Annotated in this window: 28 protein-coding genes and 1 tRNA gene; 13 read left to right on the forward strand and 16 right to left on the reverse strand. The window is 68.3% G+C overall.

What is annotated here, in order from left to right; genetic code table 11:
- Positions 1 to 20: 20 nt before the first annotated feature.
- Positions 21 to 542, forward strand: a complete 522-nt coding sequence (locus tag JOD64_RS22890; protein WP_110562948.1) for a VOC family protein — start codon at positions 21 to 23, stop codon at positions 540 to 542.
- Positions 543 to 566: 24 nt separating this feature from the next.
- The gene (locus JOD64_RS22895; protein ID WP_204944085.1) at positions 567 to 1,451 is read left to right on the forward strand and encodes a hypothetical protein; all 885 of its coding nucleotides are present in this window, start codon (positions 567 to 569) and stop codon (positions 1,449 to 1,451) included.
- A gap of 70 nt (positions 1,452 to 1,521) precedes the next feature.
- Here the strand turns inward: JOD64_RS22895 and JOD64_RS22900 are convergent, their stop codons facing one another.
- From JOD64_RS22900 to JOD64_RS22910, 3 genes are all read right to left on the reverse strand, one after another.
- Positions 1,522 to 1,701 carry a DUF4236 domain-containing protein gene (locus tag JOD64_RS22900; RefSeq protein ID WP_030333600.1) on the reverse strand — a complete coding sequence of 60 codons (180 nt, stop codon included), beginning with the start codon at positions 1,699 to 1,701 and terminating at the stop codon, positions 1,522 to 1,524.
- 142 nt (positions 1,702 to 1,843) lie between these two features.
- Positions 1,844 to 2,299: an RrF2 family transcriptional regulator gene (locus tag JOD64_RS22905; protein ID WP_204944086.1), complete on the reverse strand. Its 456-nt coding sequence runs from the start codon at positions 2,297 to 2,299 to the stop codon at positions 1,844 to 1,846.
- A gap of 7 nt (positions 2,300 to 2,306) precedes the next feature.
- Entirely contained in the window at positions 2,307 to 3,299 is a 993-nt protein-coding gene (locus tag JOD64_RS22910; protein ID WP_204944087.1) for a helix-turn-helix transcriptional regulator, read from the reverse strand.
- 203 nt (positions 3,300 to 3,502) lie between these two features.
- On the opposite strand from JOD64_RS22910, the gene JOD64_RS22915 reads away from it, so the two are divergent.
- Positions 3,503 to 4,279, forward strand: a complete 777-nt coding sequence (locus JOD64_RS22915) for a glucose 1-dehydrogenase (protein WP_204944088.1) — start codon at positions 3,503 to 3,505, stop codon at positions 4,277 to 4,279.
- A gap of 115 nt (positions 4,280 to 4,394) precedes the next feature.
- On the opposite strand, the gene JOD64_RS22920 is transcribed toward JOD64_RS22915, so the two are convergent.
- Positions 4,395 to 4,826: an SsgA family sporulation/cell division regulator gene (locus tag JOD64_RS22920; protein ID WP_007457244.1), complete on the reverse strand. Its 432-nt coding sequence runs from the start codon at positions 4,824 to 4,826 to the stop codon at positions 4,395 to 4,397.
- Between the two features lie 273 nt (positions 4,827 to 5,099).
- Between JOD64_RS22920 and JOD64_RS22925 the strand changes: the two genes are divergently transcribed.
- The 4 genes from JOD64_RS22925 (at position 5,100) to JOD64_RS22940 (ending at position 7,578) form a co-directional block, all read left to right on the forward strand.
- On the forward strand, positions 5,100 to 5,678 hold the full coding sequence (locus JOD64_RS22925; protein ID WP_204944089.1) for a TIGR02611 family protein: 579 nt from the start codon (positions 5,100 to 5,102) through the stop codon (positions 5,676 to 5,678).
- Positions 5,679 to 5,728: 50 nt separating this feature from the next.
- A tRNA-Val gene (locus JOD64_RS22930) sits at positions 5,729 to 5,800 on the forward strand.
- A 145-nt stretch (positions 5,801 to 5,945) separates the two neighbouring features.
- Complete coding sequence (locus JOD64_RS22935) at positions 5,946 to 6,557, forward strand: SMI1/KNR4 family protein (RefSeq protein ID WP_204946376.1); 612 nt, start codon at positions 5,946 to 5,948, stop codon at positions 6,555 to 6,557.
- Between the two features lie 742 nt (positions 6,558 to 7,299).
- The gene (locus JOD64_RS22940) at positions 7,300 to 7,578 is read left to right on the forward strand and encodes a hypothetical protein (protein WP_204944090.1); all 279 of its coding nucleotides are present in this window, start codon (positions 7,300 to 7,302) and stop codon (positions 7,576 to 7,578) included.
- A 441-nt stretch (positions 7,579 to 8,019) separates the two neighbouring features.
- Here the strand turns inward: JOD64_RS22940 and JOD64_RS22945 are convergent, their stop codons facing one another.
- Both JOD64_RS22945 and JOD64_RS22950 read right to left on the reverse strand, forming a co-directional pair.
- Positions 8,020 to 8,937, reverse strand: a complete 918-nt coding sequence (locus JOD64_RS22945) for a copper transporter (RefSeq protein WP_204944091.1) — start codon at positions 8,935 to 8,937, stop codon at positions 8,020 to 8,022.
- Between the two features lie 385 nt (positions 8,938 to 9,322).
- Positions 9,323 to 9,538, reverse strand: coding sequence for a winged helix-turn-helix domain-containing protein (locus JOD64_RS22950; protein ID WP_233578732.1), 216 nt, complete (start codon positions 9,536 to 9,538; stop codon positions 9,323 to 9,325).
- Between the two features lie 439 nt (positions 9,539 to 9,977).
- On the opposite strand from JOD64_RS22950, the gene JOD64_RS22955 reads away from it, so the two are divergent.
- From JOD64_RS22955 to JOD64_RS22970, 4 genes are all read left to right on the forward strand, one after another.
- Positions 9,978 to 10,196 carry a flavin reductase gene (locus JOD64_RS22955; protein ID WP_204944092.1) on the forward strand — a complete coding sequence of 73 codons (219 nt, stop codon included), beginning with the start codon at positions 9,978 to 9,980 and terminating at the stop codon, positions 10,194 to 10,196.
- A complete protein-coding gene (locus JOD64_RS22960) occupies positions 10,193 to 10,366 on the forward strand; it encodes a hypothetical protein (RefSeq protein WP_186718653.1) in 174 nt (57 codons plus the stop codon). Before JOD64_RS22955 ends, JOD64_RS22960 begins: the two co-directional genes overlap by 4 nt.
- Before the next feature lie 308 nt (positions 10,367 to 10,674).
- On the forward strand, positions 10,675 to 11,274 hold the full coding sequence (locus JOD64_RS22965; RefSeq protein ID WP_204944093.1) for a hypothetical protein: 600 nt from the start codon (positions 10,675 to 10,677) through the stop codon (positions 11,272 to 11,274).
- A gap of 324 nt (positions 11,275 to 11,598) precedes the next feature.
- A complete protein-coding gene (locus JOD64_RS22970; protein WP_204944094.1) occupies positions 11,599 to 11,994 on the forward strand; it encodes a hypothetical protein in 396 nt (131 codons plus the stop codon).
- A gap of 154 nt (positions 11,995 to 12,148) precedes the next feature.
- On the opposite strand, the gene JOD64_RS22975 is transcribed toward JOD64_RS22970, so the two are convergent.
- The 5 genes from JOD64_RS22975 to JOD64_RS22995 form a co-directional block, all read right to left on the reverse strand.
- A complete protein-coding gene (locus JOD64_RS22975; protein WP_204944095.1) occupies positions 12,149 to 12,703 on the reverse strand; it encodes a nucleotidyltransferase family protein in 555 nt (184 codons plus the stop codon).
- Between the two features lie 130 nt (positions 12,704 to 12,833).
- Positions 12,834 to 14,069 carry an RNA polymerase sigma factor gene (locus JOD64_RS22980; RefSeq protein ID WP_204944096.1) on the reverse strand — a complete coding sequence of 412 codons (1,236 nt, stop codon included), beginning with the start codon at positions 14,067 to 14,069 and terminating at the stop codon, positions 12,834 to 12,836.
- Positions 14,066 to 14,389, reverse strand: a complete 324-nt coding sequence (locus JOD64_RS22985; protein ID WP_204944097.1) for a YciI family protein — start codon at positions 14,387 to 14,389, stop codon at positions 14,066 to 14,068. Before JOD64_RS22985 ends, JOD64_RS22980 begins: the two co-directional genes overlap by 4 nt.
- Positions 14,390 to 14,440: 51 nt before the next feature.
- The gene (locus JOD64_RS22990) at positions 14,441 to 15,049 is read right to left on the reverse strand and encodes a dihydrofolate reductase family protein (protein ID WP_204944098.1); all 609 of its coding nucleotides are present in this window, start codon (positions 15,047 to 15,049) and stop codon (positions 14,441 to 14,443) included.
- A 461-nt stretch (positions 15,050 to 15,510) separates the two neighbouring features.
- Complete coding sequence (locus tag JOD64_RS22995) at positions 15,511 to 15,861, reverse strand: hypothetical protein (protein WP_204944099.1); 351 nt, start codon at positions 15,859 to 15,861, stop codon at positions 15,511 to 15,513.
- A 39-nt stretch (positions 15,862 to 15,900) separates the two neighbouring features.
- Here JOD64_RS22995 and JOD64_RS23000 point away from each other — a divergent pair, with 39 nt between their 5' ends.
- Positions 15,901 to 16,146 (forward strand): hypothetical protein, encoded by a 246-nt coding sequence (locus tag JOD64_RS23000; protein ID WP_204944100.1) that lies wholly within the window; start codon positions 15,901 to 15,903, stop codon positions 16,144 to 16,146.
- A gap of 31 nt (positions 16,147 to 16,177) precedes the next feature.
- Here JOD64_RS23000 and JOD64_RS23005 read toward each other — a convergent pair whose 3' ends face one another.
- Positions 16,178 to 16,612 (reverse strand): hypothetical protein, encoded by a 435-nt coding sequence (locus JOD64_RS23005; RefSeq protein ID WP_204944101.1) that lies wholly within the window; start codon positions 16,610 to 16,612, stop codon positions 16,178 to 16,180.
- An 88-nt stretch (positions 16,613 to 16,700) separates the two neighbouring features.
- Here JOD64_RS23005 and JOD64_RS23010 point away from each other — a divergent pair, with 88 nt between their 5' ends.
- Entirely contained in the window at positions 16,701 to 17,684 is a 984-nt protein-coding gene (locus JOD64_RS23010; RefSeq protein WP_307813570.1) for a hypothetical protein, read from the forward strand.
- Between the two features lie 16 nt (positions 17,685 to 17,700).
- Here the strand turns inward: JOD64_RS23010 and JOD64_RS23015 are convergent, their stop codons facing one another.
- The 4 genes from JOD64_RS23015 to JOD64_RS23030 form a co-directional block, all read right to left on the reverse strand.
- A complete protein-coding gene (locus JOD64_RS23015; protein ID WP_204944103.1) occupies positions 17,701 to 18,375 on the reverse strand; it encodes a cytidylate kinase family protein in 675 nt (224 codons plus the stop codon).
- Positions 18,376 to 18,420: 45 nt separating this feature from the next.
- Entirely contained in the window at positions 18,421 to 19,719 is a 1,299-nt protein-coding gene (locus tag JOD64_RS23020; protein ID WP_204944104.1) for an MFS transporter, read from the reverse strand.
- A gap of 46 nt (positions 19,720 to 19,765) precedes the next feature.
- Positions 19,766 to 20,290, reverse strand: a complete 525-nt coding sequence (locus JOD64_RS23025; RefSeq protein WP_204944105.1) for a hypothetical protein — start codon at positions 20,288 to 20,290, stop codon at positions 19,766 to 19,768.
- Between the two features lie 80 nt (positions 20,291 to 20,370).
- Positions 20,371 to 21,495 (reverse strand): FAD-dependent oxidoreductase, encoded by a 1,125-nt coding sequence (locus JOD64_RS23030; RefSeq protein WP_204946195.1) that lies wholly within the window; start codon positions 21,493 to 21,495, stop codon positions 20,371 to 20,373.
- Positions 21,496 to 21,499: the final 4 nt, after the last annotated feature.

The following is a 21,499-nucleotide window of genomic DNA, read 5'->3' on the forward strand; positions in this document are numbered from 1 at the left end:
AAAAGCGCTAACCTCGGGTCATGGGTATCCACCGGCTCAACCACGCGGTCCTCTACGTCAGTGACCTCGCCCGCAGCGTCGCCTTCTACCGTGACGTGCTGGGATTCCGCCCGGTGGCGATGACCCCGGACGGCTTCCGGGGCGCCACCTTCCTCCAGGCCCCCGACTCCACCAACGACCACGACCTCGGCCTGTTCGAGATCGGTGCCGCCGCCGGGCGGTCGACCGCAGGTCGGGCCACCGTCGGCCTCTACCACCTCGCCTGGGAGGTGGACACTCTCGACGAGTTGGCTGCGACCGCCGAGCGGCTCGCCGCCGCCGGAGCACTGGTCGGCACCTCCGACCACGGCACCACCAAGAGCCTCTACGGGCAGGACCCGGACGGTCTGGAGTTCGAGGTGGTCTGGCTGATCCCGGCCGACCTGCTCGACGACGCCGCGCTGGCCGCCCGCAAGCAGATCGGTCGGCTCGACCTGGACGCCGAGCGGCAGCGCTACGGCGGGCAGACCCGGGGCGGGGTGGGGATCTCCGTCCCGGCCTGACCGGTCGTACGGTAGAACGGACCGATGCCGACCGACCGGACCACTGATTTCCTCCGCGAGCTGCTGGTCCGCCAGTTGACGAGCTGGCTGCCCACGGCCCTGCACCGCTCCCGGCGGGCCACCGTCGCACTTGCCGGCGCCGACGCCGACGGCGCGGTGGCCGCGCTGCGGCTGGTCGCCGCGCACGCCGACCAGTTGCGCGGCCGGCAGGTGACGGTGCTGGTGCTGGCCGACGTCGCCGCCGACCTGCCGGCCCGACTCGGCCCGATCGAGGCGGAGCTGCCGGCCGAGGTCACCGTGCACCTGCTGCCCGGTGACCCCTACCGGCTTCCGGTCGCGGTGAAGGCCGCCGGGGCGGCTGGCGCCCCACTGTTCTCCTTCGTGGACCTGCCCGGCGCGGTGACGCCGAAGCTGGTCACCGCCGCGACCAACGGCCGCACCGGAGAGTTGCTGCTGCACACCGGCGACAGCGCCCGCGGCGCGCTCGTTTCCGCCGGTTTCCCCCTGGTCGCCGAGGTGGCGCCGGTGCTGCCCGACGGTGAGGCGCCCGGTGTGATCGCGTTCGGCAGCCGCTCCGACCGGAGTCTGGAGGCGGTGCGCGACGCGCTCTGGGCGGTCGGTGCGGACCTCGGCGTGCGCTACCGCGACCCGGCCGACCCGATGGGCGCGACGGTCGACGTGGCCGGTGAGCCCGACCTCGAACCACTGACCCGCGAGTTACTGGCCGAGCTGCGAGAGGGCGGGCCGCGGCCGGTCACCGAGCTGCGCCGGCACACCCTCACCGCGACCGTCTACCGTGCCGCGGACGCCAACCGGGCGCTCACCGACCTGCTCGACGCGGGTGCGGTGCGGCGCGACCGCGAGGCCGGCAAGCTGGCCGGCGACGAGATCATCACGCTGGCCCGCTGAGAGCTGAACCCCCACGGACGCCGAGCGGGGTGCCGGTGAATCACCGGCACCCCGCTCGACTCCCGGGATGCTACGACCGGGACTTGTCCTGCTTCCAGGACAGCGGACCCGGCAGGTCGACCCGGTGCGCGCGAGCCTTGGAGTTCCAGGACCAGCGACCGATCTTGATGCTCCACGAGGAGAAGCCGTTCTCGGTGAAGTTCAGGATGATCGGACCGTACTTCTTGCGCTTGCGAAACATGAGGCCCATCGGAGGTCTCCCCTCGTCACCGTTCCCTGCCGTGTCGAGATCGAACATGCCCGCAGCGACGAATTCCGAAACCCACTCGCCGTCCCGCTTGGACGGTGGTCGGGCAGTCCTCATTCAACAGACGGTCGCACGGCCCCAACGGTCAGCGCGGCTCCCATGCGTCGGGCAGCGCGGTGAGCTTGCGGACGTGGGCGGGCAGCCGACCGCTGATGATCTCGGCGAGGCTCACCTCGTCGACGACGCGCCGCACTGCCGCGCGCACCGCCACCCAGAGGCCGGGCAGGTTCTCCGCCGCACCCTCGTACCGGGTTTCCTCGGGGCGCAGCCCGCGTACCCCGGCCAGCGGGCCCTCCACGGCGCGCAGCACCGCGCCGACGGTCACCTCGCGCGGCGGGCGGGCCAGCGTGTATCCACCCTCGGCACCGCGCTGGGCGCGCACGACGCCGGCCCGGCGCAGATCCGCCAGGACCGCCTCCAGGAACTTGCGGGGCATGTCCTGCTCCGCGGCGATGGCCTGGGTGGACAACAGCGAGGGGTACGCGGCGGCGAGGCTCAGCGCTGCCCGTACCGCATAGTCGCCGCGCGCCGAGATCTGCACCCCGTCATCATGCCCGGCCGGTGCCGAGTGCCGGTCCGGCGGGCGACCCGGGTCGCCCGGAGTAGCCGCCGTTCGCCGGTTCGCCGAGGGCACCGGGGCGGAACCGACCGCCGTTGGCGCTCGTCGGCTCGGCCGGCGGCCGGGGTCGGACCACCCGGCTGGCCACCGGTTGCAACCGTGCGGCCCGGAACGCGCCCGGGCTGACCCCGACCTCGCGGGTGAAGAAGCGGCCGAAGTTCGTGGGTTCGGAGAAACCGAGCTCCCGACCGATCTGCGCGATCGGCTGGTCGGTCGCGGCGAGTAGCCGGCCGGCCTGCAGGGCGACCCGCTCGTCGATGATCTGCTTGGCGCTGCGGCCGGTCACGGCCAGGCAGGCCCGGGTCAAAGTCCGCACCGAGCAGCGGAGCCCGAGCGCGTAGTCCTCCACCCGCCGGGTCTGCGGGTAGCCGTGTTCCACCTCCCGGCAGAACCGGTGGAACGTCTCATCCTCGGGTCGGGGCGTCGACCGGTCGACACTGGCCAGGGCCAGCCGCAGCAGCAACACGGCCAGTTGATGGCGGAGCAGTGCGCGGGCGGTGCGGCTGTCGGGGTGCCGCTGGCAGTCGACCGCCAACTGACTGACCTCGCTGATCACCGCGTCCTCGTCCTCGCCGGCCAGTTGCCGCCAGGTCACGGGCGCGTCCGCGTCGACGTCGAAGCCGCGCAGCGACTCGGGCTCCCAGGAGACCACGGTGGCGTCGAACTGCGGGCCGGCGCAGCGCAGCACCTGGCCGGGGCGGACCCGCAGCAGCGTGCCGGGCCGGCACGACAGCAGGTGGAAGTCGAGCTCCGCGTCGCCGTGCCCACGCGTGGTGAGGATCAGCAGCTCCCGCTCGACGATCACCGGCCGGCGCCAGCTCGGGTCACGGGAAAGGTCGGCCAACGCGAACGTGGCAATCTCGTCGGGTACGGGTGAAGCCGTTCCGAGCGGTGGCGCGGGGGAGGGACCGGTGGAGACCATCGCTAGCGACGGTAGCCCGAACCGCAGGTCACCGCATCCCGGTCGACGCGCGTAGCGGAATCCGTGTCGCACTGCGGGCTTGTCGTCATCCCGGCGGCCGGGCTACGTTACCCGGCGGTAGTGCCGTCCGGTCCGTGACCGCCCGGCGCCCCGCCGGCCGCCCAACCGGCCGACGGCCCCCGCCGACTCGCGATGGGATGGGCATGACGCAGCTGTTCTCGGTCGAAGGTAAGACGGTCCTGGTCACCGGCGGGTCGCGGGGGATCGGTCTGATGATCGCCCAGGGCTTCGTCCGGGCCGGCGCAAACGTGATCATCTCGTCCCGCAAGGCCGACGTCTGCGAAGCGGTCGCCAAGGAACTCTCCGCCGAGGGCCGTTGCGAGGCCATCCCCGCCGACCTGGGCGACGACGCCGGCGCCGAGGCGCTGGCCGCCGCTGTACGCGAGCGGTTCGCTCACCTCGACGTGCTGGTCAACAACGCCGGCGCGACCTGGGGCGCACCACTGGAGTCGTACCCGGAGGCGGCGTTCGACAAGCTCTGGGCGGTCAACGTCAAGGCCGTCTTCCGACTCACCACCGCGCTGCTGCCGGCGCTGCGCGCCGCCGCCAGCGCCGACGATCCGGCCCGCGTGATCAACATTGGGTCGATCGACGGCATCCGGGTGCCGTTCATGGAGGTGTACGCGTACTCGGCCACCAAGGCAGCCGTGCACATGCTCACCCGCAGCCTGGCCCATCAACTGGCCGGCGAGCAGATCACCGTCAACGCGATCGCGCCCGGCCCGTTCGAGAGCAAGATGATGGCGTTCGCTCTGAACGACCCCGAGAGCCGGGCCGCAATCGAGCAGCAGGTGCCGCTCGGCCGCATCGGACGCCCGGAGGACATGGCCGGCACGGCCATCTACCTCGCCTCGCGCGCCGGCGCGTACCTCACCGGCGCGATCATTCCCGTCGACGGCGGCATCACCACGCACGGCTGAGCACCGGCCGGCCCGGGGCGGGCGTGCCCGCGTACCCCGGGTGTGCCGGAGCCGCGCGGACTCGGCAGATCCGCGCGGCCCCGGAAGTGGCCATTGTTGCCCGTGCGGGCGGTGGTCAGCGACCGGCGAGCAGCCGGTTCACCGCCGTGTCGACGTCCAGGTGCTCGGCCTCGCGGCCGCGCGGGACGACGACGTAGGTCCGTCGAAGGAAACGCACCAGAACGCTGCGCGGCACCTCGAAGAGGGCGTTGCCGTCCGGTGACGAGAGGGCCAGCGCGACGAAGTCGCCGCGCGGGGTGGCCCAGGGCCAGACCCGCACGTCACCGATGCCGGCTGGCTCGTCCAGGCCGGTGACCAGCAGTTCGCGGGCGAAGGACCAGCTCACCGCCTCGCCACCGGCAGATTCGGCATGGAACAGGACATGGACCGCATACGGGTCAGCAGGGTCGTAACGCAGACTGGCACGCACCGGCAAGGCGGTGGCGTCAGGTGCGACGAGCCTTAGCGACGTCTCGACCTCTACGGTCGTCGGTCGGATGACACTCATGGACGTTCTCCCCCCGGCACCGCTGCGGAACGCGCGTGTCCCGCTTTTCCCATACTCAGGTGCTACTCCTGGCTACGCTCCGCCATACGCTGACTTCACCCAGTGGTGGGAAGGGGGACGGAAAGGCCGCTTGAATGCGAGCATTCATGTAGGATTTCCGGTTCTGCCCAGTGCGTGATCCCGCCCGGCATCGGGTGGTTCAGTCGTCGACTTACTCCGGTAACGTCCAGTCGGCCGTTGCAGTGACGGGCCCGGGCGACACTGGGGGGTGAAATGGTGACGAAGCGATCCTCAGTGGATCCGCCCGCGGCGTTCGGCCCGCCGAAGGTCGCGGTCCGAGCAACCGAAAAGCGGGGGTACGCAGTGCCGATGGAGGAGCCCGAACGCGCCGGACGGCCGACGTCCGGCGCCGATCGCCCCGGCGGCGTCCTGGTCGACGGGGAGCCGCCGCGACGCCCTCGTTGGCGGGAGCGGATCTCGATGACGCTCGACCTCATCCGAGCCAACCCCACCGGCCGGATCGCCCTCAAGATCTTCATCGCGATCGCGGGGGCCGTCGTGGTGACCATCGGCATCGCCCTCATCCCGCTGCCCGGGCCAGGCTGGCTGCTGGTCATCGCCGGGCTCGGCATCTGGGCCGTCGAATACCACTGGGCCCGCCGACTGCTCGGCTTCACCCGCCGACACGTCCACGGCTGGACACAGTGGGTGACGCGACAGTCACTCGTAGTGCGAATTGTGCTCGGCTTGGTCGGGCTGGTCTTCGTGGCCACCGTGGTCTGGCTGTCCCTCAAGTACAGCCTCGGCATCGACGTGGTGGCCGAGGCCATGCACTACCTCGCGACGCACTGACCCCGGATTTCCGGTCCGGTTCCACGATCGGGTAGAGTCAGTGGCGCTGAGGGCGATTAGCTCAGTGGGAGAGCGCTTCGTTCACACCGAAGAGGTCGCTGGTTCGATACCAGCATCGCCCACTCTCAGTTCCGCAAGTCAGAGGCCGCTTCCCGAGTTCGGGAGGTGGCCTTTCTGCTGTCGTGCAGCAGGGAAATGCAGCAATGGTCAGCGCGCGGGTGACGACCAGGCGAGGAGATGTCCCCCTGTGCTGTTACTTTGCCGGCCGTGAATGATCAGCTGACGTGGATTGACCGGGTCATCAATGTGACCGGGTGGCGCCATGAGCCCGAGGACGGTGCCGGCTGGGAGCAGGCGGAGGCCGAGCTCGGCGTCACGCTGCCAAGCGACTTCAAGGAGTTGTGCCGGCGGTTCGTGCCAGGCCTGTTCATGGGTGTCCTTGACCTACTGCGACCGACCGACGATCACGATTCGACTTCGCTGCTCGGGTGGTGGAACTACAACCGGCGTTGGGTGAGCGAGCACGACGGTTCCGCCGCGCGCTTGTACGCCCCGCACGATCTGTACGGGCCCGACAAGGGGTCCGGGCTGATCGAATGGGGTCACGACTCGGCTGGGGGTCAGTACTTCTGGCTGGCGGACCGCTCGGTGGAGTCTGATCGGTGGCCCGTGGTCGCTCGGCACGACCCGCCCCACCCGTGGCACCGGTTCGACATGTCCATGACGGAGTTCGTCTACCGCATGCTCGCGGACCCGGAGCTGGAGTCGTTTTCGATGGTCAGTTCGACGTGGCGACCGTTCTATCTGCCGTACTGGCAGCCGTTTCCCAGCACACCTGAGGCGTGGGACGCTCTCGGCGACCCGAACCGCGAGAACTGAACCAGTACCCGTCTCTCCCCGTGCAGGTCAGATGCCGAGCGAGCCGCCGAGGCGCTTGAGGGCTCTTCGCGCGTCGCCTTTGATGAGACCTGCGTGCAGATCTCCATCGTCACGGAGAACCGGGCATGCCGGAGGATCTGCGTCATGGACAGTGATCGGCGTGACCTTCCTTCCTTACGTCTATCAAGGCGGCCCTGAACGGGCCGCACGCGCCGCCGACAGGGCGCGCGGCCTGCACTCCGCTGTCGCTCCGCCCCGGCCGCGCAGAACGCCCGGCGGCTGGCGTGGAAGCGGGGAGCCCACGAGGCCGCCGTAGGACGACAGGCCGTTGGTGGGTGAATGGTGGGCCGGCAGCCGGCCGGGCCGCACGGCCACGAGCCCGCGCGGCAGTGGGGAGGTAGGCCGGCCGCGTCGTCGAGCTGGCGGTAGTCGCGGGGGTTGCGGGTTACTGCGCCTCCGGCGGGGGCGCTCGGGCTCCGAGATGGTTGTAACCCGTCGGCGCGTTGCGGTCCGTGGGTGGTTGTGCGGGCCATCCCGCCAGCCGGCGACCCGGGCAAGCCGAGCAAACCACCGCCCGACCCGCCAGCGTTCGACCGTGCCTCAACGCCGTCTTGACGTGGCGGGCCGGGCGACGGCCCGCTCCCCAGGAGGGTGGGTCGGCGGCAGACAGTGATGGCTTGAGGATGTCGTCTAGTCTCGCTGTGTCAGCGGGGCTGCCCGGGAGCCGTTCGGCGGAGGCATCGTGATGTGGCGGGTTTCGCTCGGGCTTTTATTAGGATTGCTCTTCATCGTGATTGGAGCGTCCCTCGCGAGTGACTATCGCGGCATCGCGACAAAGCATATAGAACTATCGATGCAGATCGTGCGTCCGCTTAGTCCTTTCCGGTGGACGGATGACCGACTGGCTCGACGCCGCACTTTCTTCATTGTGTTCGACAGGCTCTTTGGGGTGTTGATGATATTGGCGGGCGTGGCGATGCTGGTCGCCGACGGGCAACTGCTACTCAGTGAGCGCTTGTAGCTCAACAAGGCGTTGCCCCCGCATGTATGGCGGGCGACCCGTGAGGATGTTGTGCGGGTGGGCGAGGCGGGCGACCCTGGGTGACTAACCGAGTGACGATCGGTGCGGACGCCAGTGGACAAGCTCGGACGATGGCGGACCGTGCGCCCAGGTCAAGGGCCGTGGAACAGCAGCTCAGGTGGCAGTGCTGGTTGCCTGGGGGTCAAGGGGTCGCGGGTTGACATCCATAGGAGCATCGGGATGGCAACATCGCTCGGGGCGGTGACAGCAACCGGCCCGACCGAGGACGCCCGGCGACGGAAGCGCGCGGACAGTCGCCCGAGGTTTCGAACACGGGCAGACGACGCCGGACGACCTGCACAGAGCTACGAGGACGAGGAGTAAAGATTCGCTTGCTGTCGTGCCTTTTGACGGTCAGCGGTCCTGATGAGGTCGTGAAGCTCATCCGCCGGTGATCGTTTGCCGTGGGATGAGGGCGTCAGCGTCACCGGCAGTGCCGTAGCGGCCTCCCCGGTTGGCGGTAATCCGCTCAGCCAGGGCGAGCGCCGCTACGACCTGACCTTGCGCGCCAGCTACACCGTCTACCGTCGAAATCCGTGCATGGAGCGCTTCGTCACCGCGGACTATCCCGATAGAGCTGCCGTCACCGGAAATTGTGCCCGCCAAGACGGTCGGACCGATCGTGGCGATCTGTGCGGCCATGGTCACGATCGCGGCGTTCCGCTCGGCTGAGTTTCGCTCCACGTATGGTGCCCCGGTCACCAGGACCGCCCCAGCCGAGGGGCCATCGAGCTGCTTGGGTGCGGCGAGGTACCCGGCGTTCGCGAAGGCAGGCATCACCGTTGGATGGTGGGCGCTGGCTGGTCCGAGCAGAGTCGTGGCTAGGAGGGCGCTAGCGGTTTCGACTCCGTTGCTGTTGCCCGGCAGAGTGATCGGCGGAGGGCTGTTACGGCGGGTCAGCCCAAGCAGGTCCAGACTGTTCTTCGGGTCGAAGAATGCTTCCTGGATGTGGATGGGCCCGGATACGGCGGCGCCGGCCAGTTCAAGCTTTTCGATCACGCCCTCGGCGCGGTCGCGTCCGGACGGCGTCGTCAGCACCACGATCCGGCGGTTGGCCAGCGTCCCGCGCAGCACTGCGGGCGCCGTGTCGTTGATGTAGTCGTCCTTACGGCTCGCCTCCTCTTGGAGGTCATCGGTCGTCTGACGAAGCTGATCGTTAGTCTTGTGCGCTGCATCGATCGAGCCCCGGAGCACGTCGGTGGCGTAACCGTTCGCTGCGGCGGTGCCGAATACCGCACCGACCGCCAAGGCGACAAACACCGCAGCAAGCGAGATGACGTGGTAGCGAAAATTGATCATCGGCAAACCTTAGTGACGAGGCACGTGCGAGTCACTGGGACAACCCGCGCGGTGCGAGCCCGCCCGCCGTCAGCAAGAAAGCGGCGGTAACCTGGGTGATCATACGGCGGCTAACGACGGGCGATTGACTCTGAACGGCAACTTCGCCGTGGTCAGCGGCATCCGGCACCCATCATCATCCGCCATTGCGAGGCAGTCCCGGCGATGCGGCAACGGTGGCTGTTGACAGCAACGATGACAGTAACCGCGCCGGACGCGAGTGTCCGGCGGCAGCCGAATAAGGATCTTCGTCAGAGGCCACGGACGTTGCCAGACCTATCGGACGACGTGCACAGAGCTTGTAAGCGAGATGTCGAGGGCGTGGCGGCCGGCTCTGCGAGGGGATCTACTCGGCGACGAAGACGCCAACGCCGGGAAGTGTTTCGGTCATCCCTTTGATCCGTAGTACCTGCATGGCACGGTCGATCACTGGCTCGGTGACCCCGTAGTGCTCGATCAACTCTCGCCGACTGGGCAGCTTGGAACCCGGCTGGAACTCGCCCGACGCGATGCGTTCGGCGAGGTCGTCGGCAATCTGCTCGTAGCGGTAACGCGGTGGCACGTGGTTCTCCTCGGTTGGCAACACGAGTAGACCACCTACGTCAGCCCTTGACTACCCAACGGTACCTGTGGGACGTTGCCGAGGAGGTCGATTCCCTCGGTTGGCGCTGTGGGCCGTCCTCGCCGGCGTGGATGTTCGGCGCGTCCCCCGCGTTCGGGCATCCACGCCTCCAGATTGCTCTGGCACAAGGAGACGGCGGTGCTCCCTTCGACAAGGGCAGGCCAGACCTTGGCGCGAGCGGGCGAGGCGACCCAATGAAGCGAGTCTCGTACGACGAGTACGTCTTGGCGGTGGCACTGACTCTGGCTCGTCAGCACCGGCCCGTCTGGTCCTGGCGACACTGGCGGCGCATCTGCCGCTGCGGAGGCGAGCTGCCATGCCGAAGCCGCCACCGCATCCCGATCAACCGCGGCCACTGGCCCAGCCAGGACGGCCCGCAGTGACCACTCACCAACCGATCAAGCCGGCCTGGATCTGCGGCGGCTGTGCGGGGGAGTGGCCATGCCAGACCCGGCGCCGAGAGCTGCGAGCCGAGTACGACCGCGCCCCGGTGTCAATGGCTCTCTACCTGGCCGCCCAACTCGTCGACGCCGCCCAGGATTTGGTCCACGTTCCCGCCGGCCACCTGCATCACCGCTTCCTCGGCTGGACCCGATGAGCATCCTGCGGCCGGGTGACGAGAAGTTCCACTACAGCGATGGTTCCCACAAGTGGATCCCACCGGACCCGGACTACGACCAGGAGGTCTGGGACGAACAGGTCCGCCAACACAAGCAAGGGCACCTGAGAAACGTGCGCCCGAAGGTACGGATCCAGCGCCTCGTTTGATGCCAGCAGTACAGCAGCGAAGTACGGCAGCCGGGCCAGCCGAACCGGGCCGAGAAGGGCTCTACCAGTCACCAGACCGTCTGACCTCGCATCAAGCCCGATCCGGCCGGCTTGCCGAGAGCTCACAACGAATAGGTCGCCGGTTCGATACCAGCATCGCCCACTCTCAGTTCCACAAGTCGGAGGCCGCTTTCCCGGGTTCGGGCGGTGGCCTTTCTGCTGTCGTACAGCAGGGAAACGCAGCAACGGTTAGCGGGCGATGATGAGCAGGCGAGGTGATGTCCCCCTGTGCTGTTACTTTGCCGGCCGTGAATGATCAGCTGACGTGGATCGACCGGATCATCGACGTGACCGGATGGCACCAGGAGCCCGCGGACGGTGCTGGCTGGGAGCAGGTGGAATCAGCGCTGGGCGTGGTGCTGCCTTCGGACTTCAAGGAGCTGTGTCGACGGTTTGTGCCGGGGGCGTTCTACGCGTACCTGGACCTTCTGCGGCCGACGGACGACCACGCGCAGCCGCTGCTTCGGACGTGGGCCTCTCTTCGGCAGTGGGCAGCCGGGCATGAGTCCGCGCGGCTGTGGGCCCCCTACGAGATGTACGAGCCTGACAAGGGGTCGGGGCTGATCCAGTGGGGCAGCGATCAGACCGAAGGGGAGTACTACTGGCTAGCGGACCGCTCAGTGGAGCCCGACCGGTGGCAGGTGGTCGCGCGGCGGGAAGCCGACCCGTGGCATCAGCTCAATATTTCGACTGCCGAGTTCGTCTACCGGGTGATCGCGGATCCGGAGTTCAAGCCGTTCACGGTGGCCGATCCACCGCGGCGACCGTTCTACCTGCCGCACTGGGGGCCGTTCCCCATGAGCGCCGACGACTGGGACGCTCTCACCGACCCGAACCGCAAGAGCTGAACTACGTCCGGGGGACCGCTGCCGTGACCTTCCTCTTCTCGCACCTGGCCTGCCAGCAGCGTTGGAAGTTGCATGGCCCGATCGGTGTGCCATAGCAGGTGGTAGTGCGATGTCGGTTTCGTTCCGGGCGTTGCCGGCGGCTCTAGGTTTCACTTCAACGTCTGCACCCCGCTGGGCAACTAATGGGTGACAACGGACGCGGGCAACGCCGTGCGTCGGCGGACGTCAGTGGACCACTCCGACTGTCAGCCTTGGTGTCGGCGCAGCTCGTCGCGGGCTGGTCGTTCCTTCGGGACGACGAACCGGTGCCGGTATTCTCTGGCAGTGCATGGAGAGTTTCGCCTGTGGCAGATGATTGGCCGAATTGGGCATGCAGCGGATGTGGCTGTCGCGGTTGAAGCAGCAGACCGTGACGAGGTAGACGTCTCCCCGGATGCCTTTGCCTGGTTGCGAGATTCCTATGGGCCGCGAGCGGTGATCGATCGACCGGTCAACGATCGGTTGGTGGCTGAGGCGGTTGAGGGCGTGCGGTATGCGCTCGCCCGCTTGGGGGGACCCGGTGGCTACAAGGTCACGGTGACGAAGATTGTAGATTCGCCCGTGGACACCGCCGACGGTGATGTGAAGTTCGCGGCTGCCCACGCGGTATGCCTCGCGTTGGGTATGAGGCTGGAACCACCACCGCGTCTTACGACGAACGGCGCCGTCTTTCCGTCATAGCTCGGACTCTGCGGGGTGCGCCCAATCAGCGCCGTAGGACGGGTGACTGCCAACGTGGCAGTATGCCGGGCCGGCGTGGTGGGTTTGGACAGATGATGTAAGGCCCTCACCAATATCAGAATCTCCTCGTCACCAACGTCCGTCGTCGGTACAGCTAGATCTCCAGCCGTAGTCCGGCCCATCGGTGGAGCCATCCCTTGACCTCCACGCGGCGCTGTACTGTCGCACGGCCCGCTGCGTTGTTCATGGCTGGAGATGGGCGGACGACCATTCCCACAAGGTCAGTCAAACCGTGGCAGGACACCAGGCGAACAGAGTCGTCGTGCAGAGTCACCGCGACGCACGTCGCCGTTTCGGGCCAGCGCGATATCGCGTCCAGGGTGGATGTGTAGGACTCATCGCCATTGCGCAGATGCATCCGTGCTTGATTACGAATCTCCCACGGCACCTCGGGCAGGGCCACCGTGGCTTGGGCCTCGGCGCGGGCGTCCTCCCGCGGGTCCAGCTTTTCCGGGTCGAAGTAGGCGACATCCACGTCGCGCTCCGGCGAGACCGGGAGGCCGCTGATCGCGTCCCAGACGCGGTTGCGTACGAAGCCGGCACCGATCCACCAGTCCGGTAATCCAAGGTTGGCCGCAGCCCGAAGGATCCTCATTGCTCCCGGGTCTGACTCGATCACGCCCACAACGTCCTGCGCACTCATGACCATTAAAGGGACCCTAGACCAGCAGATGTGTACACCGCTTGCGAGGCGAGGGGTGAGAGCAGAGCGAAGTCGCGATTGCGTCAGGGCCGGCCGCCGCCGCTGCGCGCGGGGCTTCGATCGGGATTCGTGGGCGTTACCGCAGTTGGTCGCGGCGGCGGGTCAGGTTGGCGGTCTGGGCGGTGTTGCCGGCCAGCTCGATGGCTTTGTCGTAGGCCGCGCGCGACTGCTGACTTTGGCCCAGCCGGCGCAGCAGGTCGGCGCGGGTCGCGTGGTAGGCGTGATAGCCGGCCAGCTCGTCCTCAAGACGGTCGACCGCCGCGAGCGCCACCTCTGGTCCGTCGAGCTCGGCGACCGCGATGGCCCGGTTGAGGGCGACGATCGGCGAGGAGTCGAGGTGGACGAGTTGGTCGTAGAGGGCGACGACCTGCGACCAGTCGGTGTCGCGAATGTCGCGGGCGGAGGTGTGCACGGCGTTGATCGCGGCGAGGATCTGGTAGCGGCCCGGAGCCACCCCGGCGGCGGCAGCGACGAGGCGCTCGCGCACGAGCTGGTGACCCTCGGCGATCAGCGCCTTGTCCCAAGCCCCACGGTCCTGCTCGTCGAGGGTGACCAGTTCGCCGCTGACCGAAACCCGAGCGGTGCGGCGAGCTTCGGTGAGCAGCATCAGCGCCAGCAGCCCGGTTACCTCACCGTCGTCCGGCAGCAGAGCACGGATCAGGCGGGTGAGCCGGATCGCCTCGGTGGTCAGGTCGTGACGTACGGGATCGGTGTCGGGGCCGGTCGCCAGGTAGCCCTCGTTGAAGACCAGATACAGCACTGCGAGTACGCCGGAGACGCGTGCCGGGAGATCCTCGGCGGCCGGCACACGGTAGGGGATCCGTGCCGCCTTGATCTTGGCTTTCGCCCGGGTTATCCGCTGCTCCAAGGTGGTCTCCCGCACCAGGAAGGCGCGGGCGATCTCGGGCATGGTCAGCCCGCCGAGCATGCGCAGCGTCAGCGCCACGCGGGCTTCCATCGCCAGCGCCGGGTGACAGCAGGTGAAGATCAGCCGTAGCCGGTCGTCGTCGATGACGCCGAGAGGCTCGGGTGGGGTGTTGTCGTACACCATCTGAGCCTCCTTGTGCTTGTCGTCGCGCTTGTTCTCGCGCCGGATCCGGTCGATGGCCTTGCGAACGGCGGTGGTGGTCAGCCAGGCGCCGGGGTTGGGAGGTACGCCGTCGACCGGCCACCGCTCCACGGCGGTCGCGAACGCCTCTGCGGCTGCCTCCTCGGCGATGTCGAGGTCACCGAAACGCCGGGTCAGCGAGGCGACCACACGGGCCCACTCGTCCTGGTGGGCCCGGGTGACTGCCTCCTTGACGTCGCTCATTGGAACGGCCGCACCTCGATCTTCCGATCGCAGACCTTCGACGCCTCGGCGGCGAGCTTGAGCGCCACATCGAGATCGGGGACCTCCCACACCCAGACGCCGGCGAGGTACTCCTTCGACTCCACGAAAGGCCCGTCGCTGAACACCGTCTGCTCGCCCCGGTTGTCGATGACCGTGGCCGCGTCGGTGCCCGCGAGTCCGCCCGCGAAGACCCAGTAGCCCTCGGCGATCAGTCGTTCGTTGAACGCGCTGATGGCAGGCCGCCTGTCCGTGCTGCCGGGACTGCTCTCGTCATCGATCACGGAAACCAGGTACTGCATCTGAAGATCATCTCCTGTTGGCAAGAAGGCGTGGTTCGGTGGTCAGGGACTTCAGGCCGTTGCATACCGCGGGCGCCCGGCGGGCCGGAAGACCTGGGTCGTTACGCCCTTCGAGTCGACCCGCGATTCGACCAGGTTGAACGCCAGATCCGGACCGGTCTCCGGGAACAGTCTCGCGCCCTGGCCGAGGATCACCGGGATCACGATCAGAGTCATCTCGTCGACCAGATCGTTCTCCAGCAGCCACCGGGTCAGGGAGCCACTGCCGTGCACCTGCAGCTCACCCCCGGGCTTGGCCTTCAGCTCACGGACGGCCGCCGCGAGATCGCCGCCGAGAACGGTCGTTTCCTCCCAACGCGGCGCGGTGAGCGTGGTCGAGGCAACGTACTTGGGGGCCTCGACCAAGGCCACGCCGATGGGATGTGCGCGCATCTGGTCAATTGATCCCCAGGAGCCGGCGAACAACTCGAAGGTCCGCCGGCCGAACAGGAACGCGTCGGCGCGCTGGTAGGTCTGCGTGATGAACGTCCTGGTCTCGTCGTCACCCGCTCCCCGGGCCCAACCGCCGCGCTCGAATCCGTTCCTGCGGTCATCCGACGCGGCGCCGTTTCCCTGCATCACTCCATCGAGGGTGACCTGGGTCATGGTCGTCAGTTTCATGATCGCGGTTTCTTTGCCTTGGCGCCGCCTCTTGTGGGTGGCCTCACCGCTGCTACGAACACCACCGCCCCGATCCGACACCTTCTTCCGGACTTCTTTGGAGGAATTTCCGGGACGCCGGTCGTCATCGCTCCGACAGCACGACAGCGTCGCACCGACTGCGCTCCGCCTCCTCAAGCACGCCCAGTGCGGACAAGCTCCTGGACCAGATCGACCGATCACGAAGATCCTGAGTAGTCGTCCGCACCTGCCGCTGATCGCGCGACTCGCACCGCGTTCGGCTCGGTAGTCCGGGCACGCGGCGAAGTGGCATCTCGGTCCACCGCCTGCTTCGCTTCGACCAGGCTCGTGCCAGTCTGCTTGCGGTAGGCGCGAGCAGCCTCATCCGTCCGTCCGCTCTCCGGGAAGCAGGGGCGGAAGTCCAGCAGACCGTCACCCGAACAGCCGAGGCGTTCACAACGTCAGATTCTGTCAAGAGTGACGCAGTAAATCTGGCCGCGACTCTTCAGCCATGCACCGTCGGCGGCACAGTCCGACACATCGCGCGTGGCCCGGGTGATCTCAGCATCGTGGACAGTTTCGCAGTCGACCACCGCCGCCCGACCGCCCACCTCGCGGAGTCCGCCAGTCGCGACGACGCTCGTGTCGTCACCCACCTGGAAGCAGGTGCCGACGTGGAACGGACCGGAATCCTGGTACCCGTGACGGACGCCTAAGGACACGACCACCCCGACCACCACCACCGCAGCCGCCACGACCGACCATGCGATCCGGCGTCTGCGGGGCTTGTCGCCCCCCGTGTCGTCAGCCATTGCCGCCCCCATCCGCAGCAGCGCCGAGACTAGAGCACGATGCTGGTTCTCCTGGCGGTCTGCTCTACTGATGGGATGCGTGCCCGCCTACTTCTCTGCGTCGCCTTGCTGGTTGTCGGCGTGCTGACGGCAGGAGTTGGACTGATGGTCGCCATGGGATTTGCCGAGCAGCCTGGGCCCTTCAACGCGGCAATACTGGGCGCGATCGGCGCGGGTATCGCCTCGGCGGGATTCCGCCGTTGGCGGAAGTACCGCTCGTCGGGCTCGGCGCACAAGGCAGCGTGAAACGCCGGCAACCAGTCACCACTGCCGGGTGCTATGCCCAAGGCGGGTCGTATCGGCGCACGTACTCGCGGGCACGTGGGAGCGGATCACGCCAATACTGGTGTGGCATGCGGTGGCAGTGCTCCGCACAGAACTCGGCGAGATCGACCGTGATCCTGACGCGCTGCAACGGGAGCCCCTCGAAGTCCGCGTTGACGGCCAGCAACTGCGGTTCCGGATTCCAGCCTGAATGGTCGAACGCCCAACCATCCCAGACCGCGTAGACGTGGAAGACCGGTAGCTCGCCCCCCGGGCGCACCGCCGTCACCTCGATCGATCGTTCCAAGTACACATTTCGACAGGCCCAGGCGAGGATGTGACACGCACCGGCAGCGAAGAAGGCCTGGTCTGCCCGCTCCCACGCGATGCGCTGATCTGATCGCTCGATCGCTGTCCGACGAAAGGCTCCCGCTGCCTCTGCTGCCACCACGCCCAGGCTAATGCACGCACGATCCGAGGGCGGCAGACGCGAAACGGAGGTGCGGTCCTCGCAAAGGCTGCGGATGATGACCGGTGTGACTGAGCAGGGCAGTGGGTTGGCGGAGCAGCGCCTCTACGACGCCGCGGCGCGGTGGGACACTGACACCGGGTATGGCTTGACGGACGTTATCGATGCCGCCTGCCAGGCGCTGGTCGACGGTTTGGACTCGCCGGCTCTGTGTGAACTCGCCGGCGCTTCGGTGGGTGACTCGTCCTGGGACATCCGCGAACTCCTGGTCAAGTCGCTCCAGGAACTGAAGATCCCCTACCCGGGCACTGTCCCTCCAGGCCTCGCCCTTGCGGCAGGCGGAGGCGTCGCCCGCCGCTCAGGAGTCGACTCTCTGCGTTTCGAAGTGGTGCCGGCGTCTGGCGATGCGGGCGGCGGATTCCAACTGCGGGTCTACGTCAACGGTACGGAGATGACCTCTGCCGCGGCGGGTCTCGGGATGGACCCGTATGCCGTCCTTGTTCCCACCAATCGTCTGGTGGCCACCTCCCAACCACGCACCGTCCCGATCGCCCGCTGTGAGTGCGGTGTGTACGGCTGCGGATCCACAGACGTCACCATCATGCGTGACGGCGATCTGGTGCACTGGGACTGGTCGCTCGAGGTGCCCATGATGCGGGGCGTGTCCTTCGCGGCCGACGAGTACGACGTGGAAGTCGCACGGGTGGCCGCAGATCATTCGTGGGAGACGCCCGAGCGGCAAGCCGGACGACGTGTCCTGACAGACCTGGACCGCGAACGGCTGCTCACCTACGGCCTCCGACTTAGTTGGGCCGCCAACGACTATCGCAATCACAAGCTGTTCCAGGTCGCCCTTCAGATCGACGATGATTATCAGGTCTTCGTCACAACCCCGTGGCGTGGCCGTGGCCCCGAGGAGTTGGCGGGCGAAGTATGCGCCACCTTGGCGCTTCCGCCCAGCGCCTGGCGCGCCACCTGGCAGGCCATCATCCCCACGCTTACCCAACCGCCGAAGATCGCGGGACCGCGCTGGCGACCCGCACGGCTCTAGCAACAACAGGTTGCGGTCAGTGTGTGTGGGTCTCCCAGGCCGGCTCCTGCGGCTCGTCGTTGTGCACGACGAAGTCGACGTGTTCGGTCGGGCGGACGGTCGAGAAGTAGAGCTGTTGGGAGGGGATGTAACGCTCGCGCCAGCGCCGTTCGACTTCGACCTGAGATGACACCCGGCGCTCTCGGATGACGGCACGATCCATGGTCTTCTCGAGCGCGGTCGACACGAAGATGCGCAGGTCCCACCGATCAATCAGTTCGGGGCGCATGAGGAAGACGCCGTCGAAGAGCAGCACGGTGCTGGCGGTGGCGGTCCTGACCGGCGGGGACAACGCGGTATCGGTTGTGTGGTCGTAGACCGCGTGCTGGAAGCGCAGATCTCCGCCCGGGCCGAGTGGGTCGAGCAGAACCCGGTTCAGCGCATTGCGGTCGTGGGCGTCGAAGTAGCAGCTTTCGGCCGAGTACATGCCGCGCGGATAGCGCTGTGCCCGAGGAAAGAGGAAGTCGTCGATCGTCGCGCGGATGACGTCGCGGCCCTGGGTGCGCAGAACGACGGCCAGTTCGTCGGCGAGCGTGGTCTTGCCTGCGGCGGGCGGTCCGTCGATGGCAACCCGCGTCGGGTGGGTGGCTGTGACGGACCCGACCGCCTCCGCCAGGTGGTCGAGCAACTCGTCGCGGGTGCCTCGGTCCATGTCCTGCCCGTCCTCATCTCGCGAGGGCCACCGGTCGAGTCGACCCTATGCGCCAGCCGTTCGCGCCGGCCACCCCTCGAACGCACTCTGCCGATCGTGAGATGGCGATGCCGCCCGGGCGGGTGCGACCTGCCGCCTGGCCGCGGTGTCGGCGGGGGGACGGTGAACGGTCGACGCTGACCCGGCGGTGGGGCCCCGCCACGCGTCCACGGCGAGCAGCACGAGGGCGGCCAGGGTCAGCAGCCCGCCGACGAGTGCCAGCGGGCGTGCCCCCGAGGTGGGCAGGAGGGCGCCGCCGAGCAGGGACCCGCCGGCAATGCCAGCGTTGAAGGCGGTGCTGACGCCGGCCGACGCCATGTCGGTGCTGCCCGGTGCCAGTTGCACCATCCGGTTCTGCACGGCGGAGCCGAACGCGGCGTAAGCGAGGCCGATCCCGGCGATGAGTGCGACCGCGCCGGGCTGGAGCGCACCGAGCGCGTACATGCCGAACAGTGCTGCGGTGCCGATGCTCAGCGGCGTCAGCAGGGAGGCGATCGGCCGGGTGTCCAGGGTCCGGGCCGCGGCCAGGGTGCCGACGACGCCAGCGGCGCCGGCGACGAACAGCAGCGGCGCGAGGACCGCGTCGGCGAAGCCGCTGACGTCGAGCAGGAACGGTGTGACGTAGGTCTGCAGGGTCATGAAGCCGCCGATGCCGAGGGCGGTCGCGATCAGTAGCACGGTGAAGCGCCGCCCGTCCGGTGTGGTGCCCCGGGCGCCGCCGCCGGCTGCCGGGGGATAGGAGGGAAGGAGGACGAGCACCGCCGCGGCGATCGCCAGACCGACCCCGGCCAGCACCGCGAACGCCGCGCGCCAACCGGCTTCCTGTCCGAGCCAGGTGCCGAGGGGTACACCGAGCACCGGGGAGAGCGTCGCCCCGGTCGCGAACAGCGCCACCACCCGGCCGCGCACCGCGACCGGAAAGGGCCCGATCACGGTCGCCGTGGCGATGGACCAGAACAGCGCCTGGGCGAGGGCGGTCACGAGGCGGGAGCCGGCCAGCACGGCGTACGTCGGCGCCAGCGCGGCGATGGCGTTCGCGGCGGCGAACAGGACCATCGTGACGCCGAGCAGGTGACGCCGGGGAATCCGCTGGGTGAGCCGGGCCAGCGGCACCGACGCCACCACGACCACGACGGCGTACCCGCTGACCAGCAGACCCACCTGCGAGCGGGACCGGTCGAGATCGGGTGCGATGTGGGTCAGCAGCCCGACGGGCAGCAACTCGGTCGTGATGAACGCGAACGCGGCGAAGGAGAGCGCGACGAGCACGGCTCTGGCCCTTCGCGGCGACACCTCGGGCGCCATGGCCCACCCCCATTCATCGCCACCGTAATCGAGGGCCCGACCTCGATCACTGCTTGCGGCGTAGTTCGCGCAACACGCCGTGCCGGCGCAGGGCCCACGCGAGACGCCGGACGCTCGGGTGCCGCACGAACAGCACCGCCGCCCGGCGAATCAGGCCGAGCCGGTTGTCGCTCACCTGGTTGTCGACCGCCTGCCAGACCAGCTCGCGCACCTTGGCGCTGTCCAGCACCGCCCGGATCTCACGCCGTACCGCAGGATCCTCGGCCGCCGAAGTGATGGCGGCAACCTGACCCGGCCGGCCCGCAAGCGGCTCCACCGCCGCCGCGACGAGCGGCCTGCGCACCTCGTCCTGTTCCAGCAGCAGCAGTACGGCTTCCCGAATCTCGATGGTGTCCAGGCCGGAACGCAGCAGGCTCAACAGGCTTCGCTCAACCTCGCGGTCATGATCTGGGACGGACAGCGTGGCCAGCAGCACCGCGACCTCTTCCAGATCGATGAGGTGTCGTACCCCGGTACGGAACTCCGGCAGCCCCCACGCAACCTGCAGACCCTTCACGAGATCGCGGTTCATGAGCCATCCGCTACCCGGAAGCGACAGCCGGCGAAACCCCGCGAGAGCCGGTTCTGCGGGTTCGGTCGCAGCAGGCGTTGTCAGTCTGCGAACGATGGTTCGGCGGGCTGGGCCGTGAAGAAGCGGACGATGTCTTCCGCGGCGGTCGGAGACAGCATCATCGCCTGGACTCGTGCGGACATCGCGGCGACCGGGTGGATCCTGCTGAACATCCCCTCCTCGTACGCCCGGATTGCCGCGTCCGGGTCGGCGGGATTGGCGGCGAGTCGGCTGGCGAGTTCGGCGCCGTCGAGCATGGCCTGGTTGGCGCCCTCGCCGACCGGCGGCATGAGGTGCGCGGCGTCGCCGATCAGGGTGACGCCGGGCCGGCTGGTCCAGCGCGTACCGATGGGCATCGTTTCGATCAGACGCGGCGTCGGCGCGCTGTCGCCGGCTTCGATGAGTGCGGTGAGGCGGGGGGCCCAGTCACCGAACATGTCCAGCAGGGCGCGCTTACTGCGGTAGGCGTCGATGGGACGATCGGCCGCGCGCAGCGAGATCCCCACACGTACGCTGCCGTCGCCGAGGCGCTGCGCTGCCAGGATCTGGTTCACACCGACGCACCACAGGTTTCCAGCGCCGACCAGCTCGGCGAGATCGGGGTGACGTCGGTCGACGTCTTCGATGCTCAGTTCCACGAGAGTGGCCACATAGGACAGCTCGACGTCGGTGAGCAGCGACCGGACGACTGAGCGTGCGCCGTCCGCGCCGACGAGGATGTCGCAGCTGGCTCGGTGGCCGCCATGGAACGTCAGGTCCCAGCCCCCGTCGGGTCGCCGGGTCGCCGCGACAAGCCGGCGCTGCCAGACAACCATGTCGCCGGGGAGGGAATCGAGCAGAAGATCACGCAGTACGCCCCGGTCGATCTCGGGCCGTCCGGAGAATGAGCCCGGTTGCGGCTCATGGTGGACCAGGGTTCGTCCGGTCGGGTCGACGATGCGATGTTCCTCGCCCTCGGGCCGCGCCTCCGACCGGAACCGGTCGGCGAGGCCCGCCTCGGCCAGGGCCTGCTGCCCCGACTCCGGGTGCAGGTCGAGCGAGCCGCCCTGCTGCCGCGCGGATCGGCTCGCCTCGCGCTCGTAGACCACCGCGTCGATGCCGTGCCGGTGGAGGACCCGTGCCAGCGTCAGGCCGCCAAGGCCGCCACCAGCGATCGCAATTCGCATTCTC

The organism is Micromonospora luteifusca (assembly GCF_016907275.1).
Lineage (GTDB): Bacteria > Actinomycetota > Actinomycetes > Mycobacteriales > Micromonosporaceae > Micromonospora > Micromonospora luteifusca.

Bases quoted from the DNA above. Each gene is read 5' to 3' on its own strand.
- JOD64_RS22890 (WP_110562948.1), top strand. From the start codon at position 21: ATGGGTATCCACCGGCTCAACCACGCGGTCCTCTACGTCAGTGACCTC.
- JOD64_RS22895 (WP_204944085.1), top strand. From the start codon at position 567: ATGCCGACCGACCGGACCACTGATTTCCTCCGCGAGCTGCTGGTCCGC.
- JOD64_RS22900 (WP_030333600.1), bottom strand. From the start codon at position 1,701: ATGGGCCTCATGTTTCGCAAGCGCAAGAAGTACGGTCCGATCATCCTG.
- JOD64_RS22910 (WP_204944087.1), bottom strand. From the start codon at position 3,299: ATGGTCTCCACCGGTCCCTCCCCCGCGCCACCGCTCGGAACGGCTTCA.
- JOD64_RS22915 (WP_204944088.1), top strand. From the start codon at position 3,503: ATGACGCAGCTGTTCTCGGTCGAAGGTAAGACGGTCCTGGTCACCGGC.
- JOD64_RS22920 (WP_007457244.1), bottom strand. From the start codon at position 4,826: ATGAGTGTCATCCGACCGACGACCGTAGAGGTCGAGACGTCGCTAAGG.
- JOD64_RS22925 (WP_204944089.1), top strand. From the start codon at position 5,100: ATGGTGACGAAGCGATCCTCAGTGGATCCGCCCGCGGCGTTCGGCCCG.
- JOD64_RS22945 (WP_204944091.1), bottom strand. From the start codon at position 8,937: ATGATCAATTTTCGCTACCACGTCATCTCGCTTGCTGCGGTGTTTGTC.
- JOD64_RS22960 (WP_186718653.1), top strand. From the start codon at position 10,193: ATGAGCATCCTGCGGCCGGGTGACGAGAAGTTCCACTACAGCGATGGT.
- JOD64_RS22975 (WP_204944095.1), bottom strand. From the start codon at position 12,703: ATGGTCATGAGTGCGCAGGACGTTGTGGGCGTGATCGAGTCAGACCCG.
- JOD64_RS22980 (WP_204944096.1), bottom strand. From the start codon at position 14,069: ATGAGCGACGTCAAGGAGGCAGTCACCCGGGCCCACCAGGACGAGTGG.
- JOD64_RS22985 (WP_204944097.1), bottom strand. From the start codon at position 14,389: ATGCAGTACCTGGTTTCCGTGATCGATGACGAGAGCAGTCCCGGCAGC.
- JOD64_RS22990 (WP_204944098.1), bottom strand. From the start codon at position 15,049: ATGAAACTGACGACCATGACCCAGGTCACCCTCGATGGAGTGATGCAG.
- JOD64_RS22995 (WP_204944099.1), bottom strand. From the start codon at position 15,861: ATGGCTGACGACACGGGGGGCGACAAGCCCCGCAGACGCCGGATCGCA.
- JOD64_RS23000 (WP_204944100.1), top strand. From the start codon at position 15,901: ATGCTGGTTCTCCTGGCGGTCTGCTCTACTGATGGGATGCGTGCCCGC.
- JOD64_RS23015 (WP_204944103.1), bottom strand. From the start codon at position 18,375: ATGGACCGAGGCACCCGCGACGAGTTGCTCGACCACCTGGCGGAGGCG.
- JOD64_RS23020 (WP_204944104.1), bottom strand. From the start codon at position 19,719: ATGGCGCCCGAGGTGTCGCCGCGAAGGGCCAGAGCCGTGCTCGTCGCG.
- JOD64_RS23025 (WP_204944105.1), bottom strand. From the start codon at position 20,290: ATGAACCGCGATCTCGTGAAGGGTCTGCAGGTTGCGTGGGGGCTGCCG.
- JOD64_RS23030 (WP_204946195.1), bottom strand. From the start codon at position 21,495: ATGCGAATTGCGATCGCTGGTGGCGGCCTTGGCGGCCTGACGCTGGCA.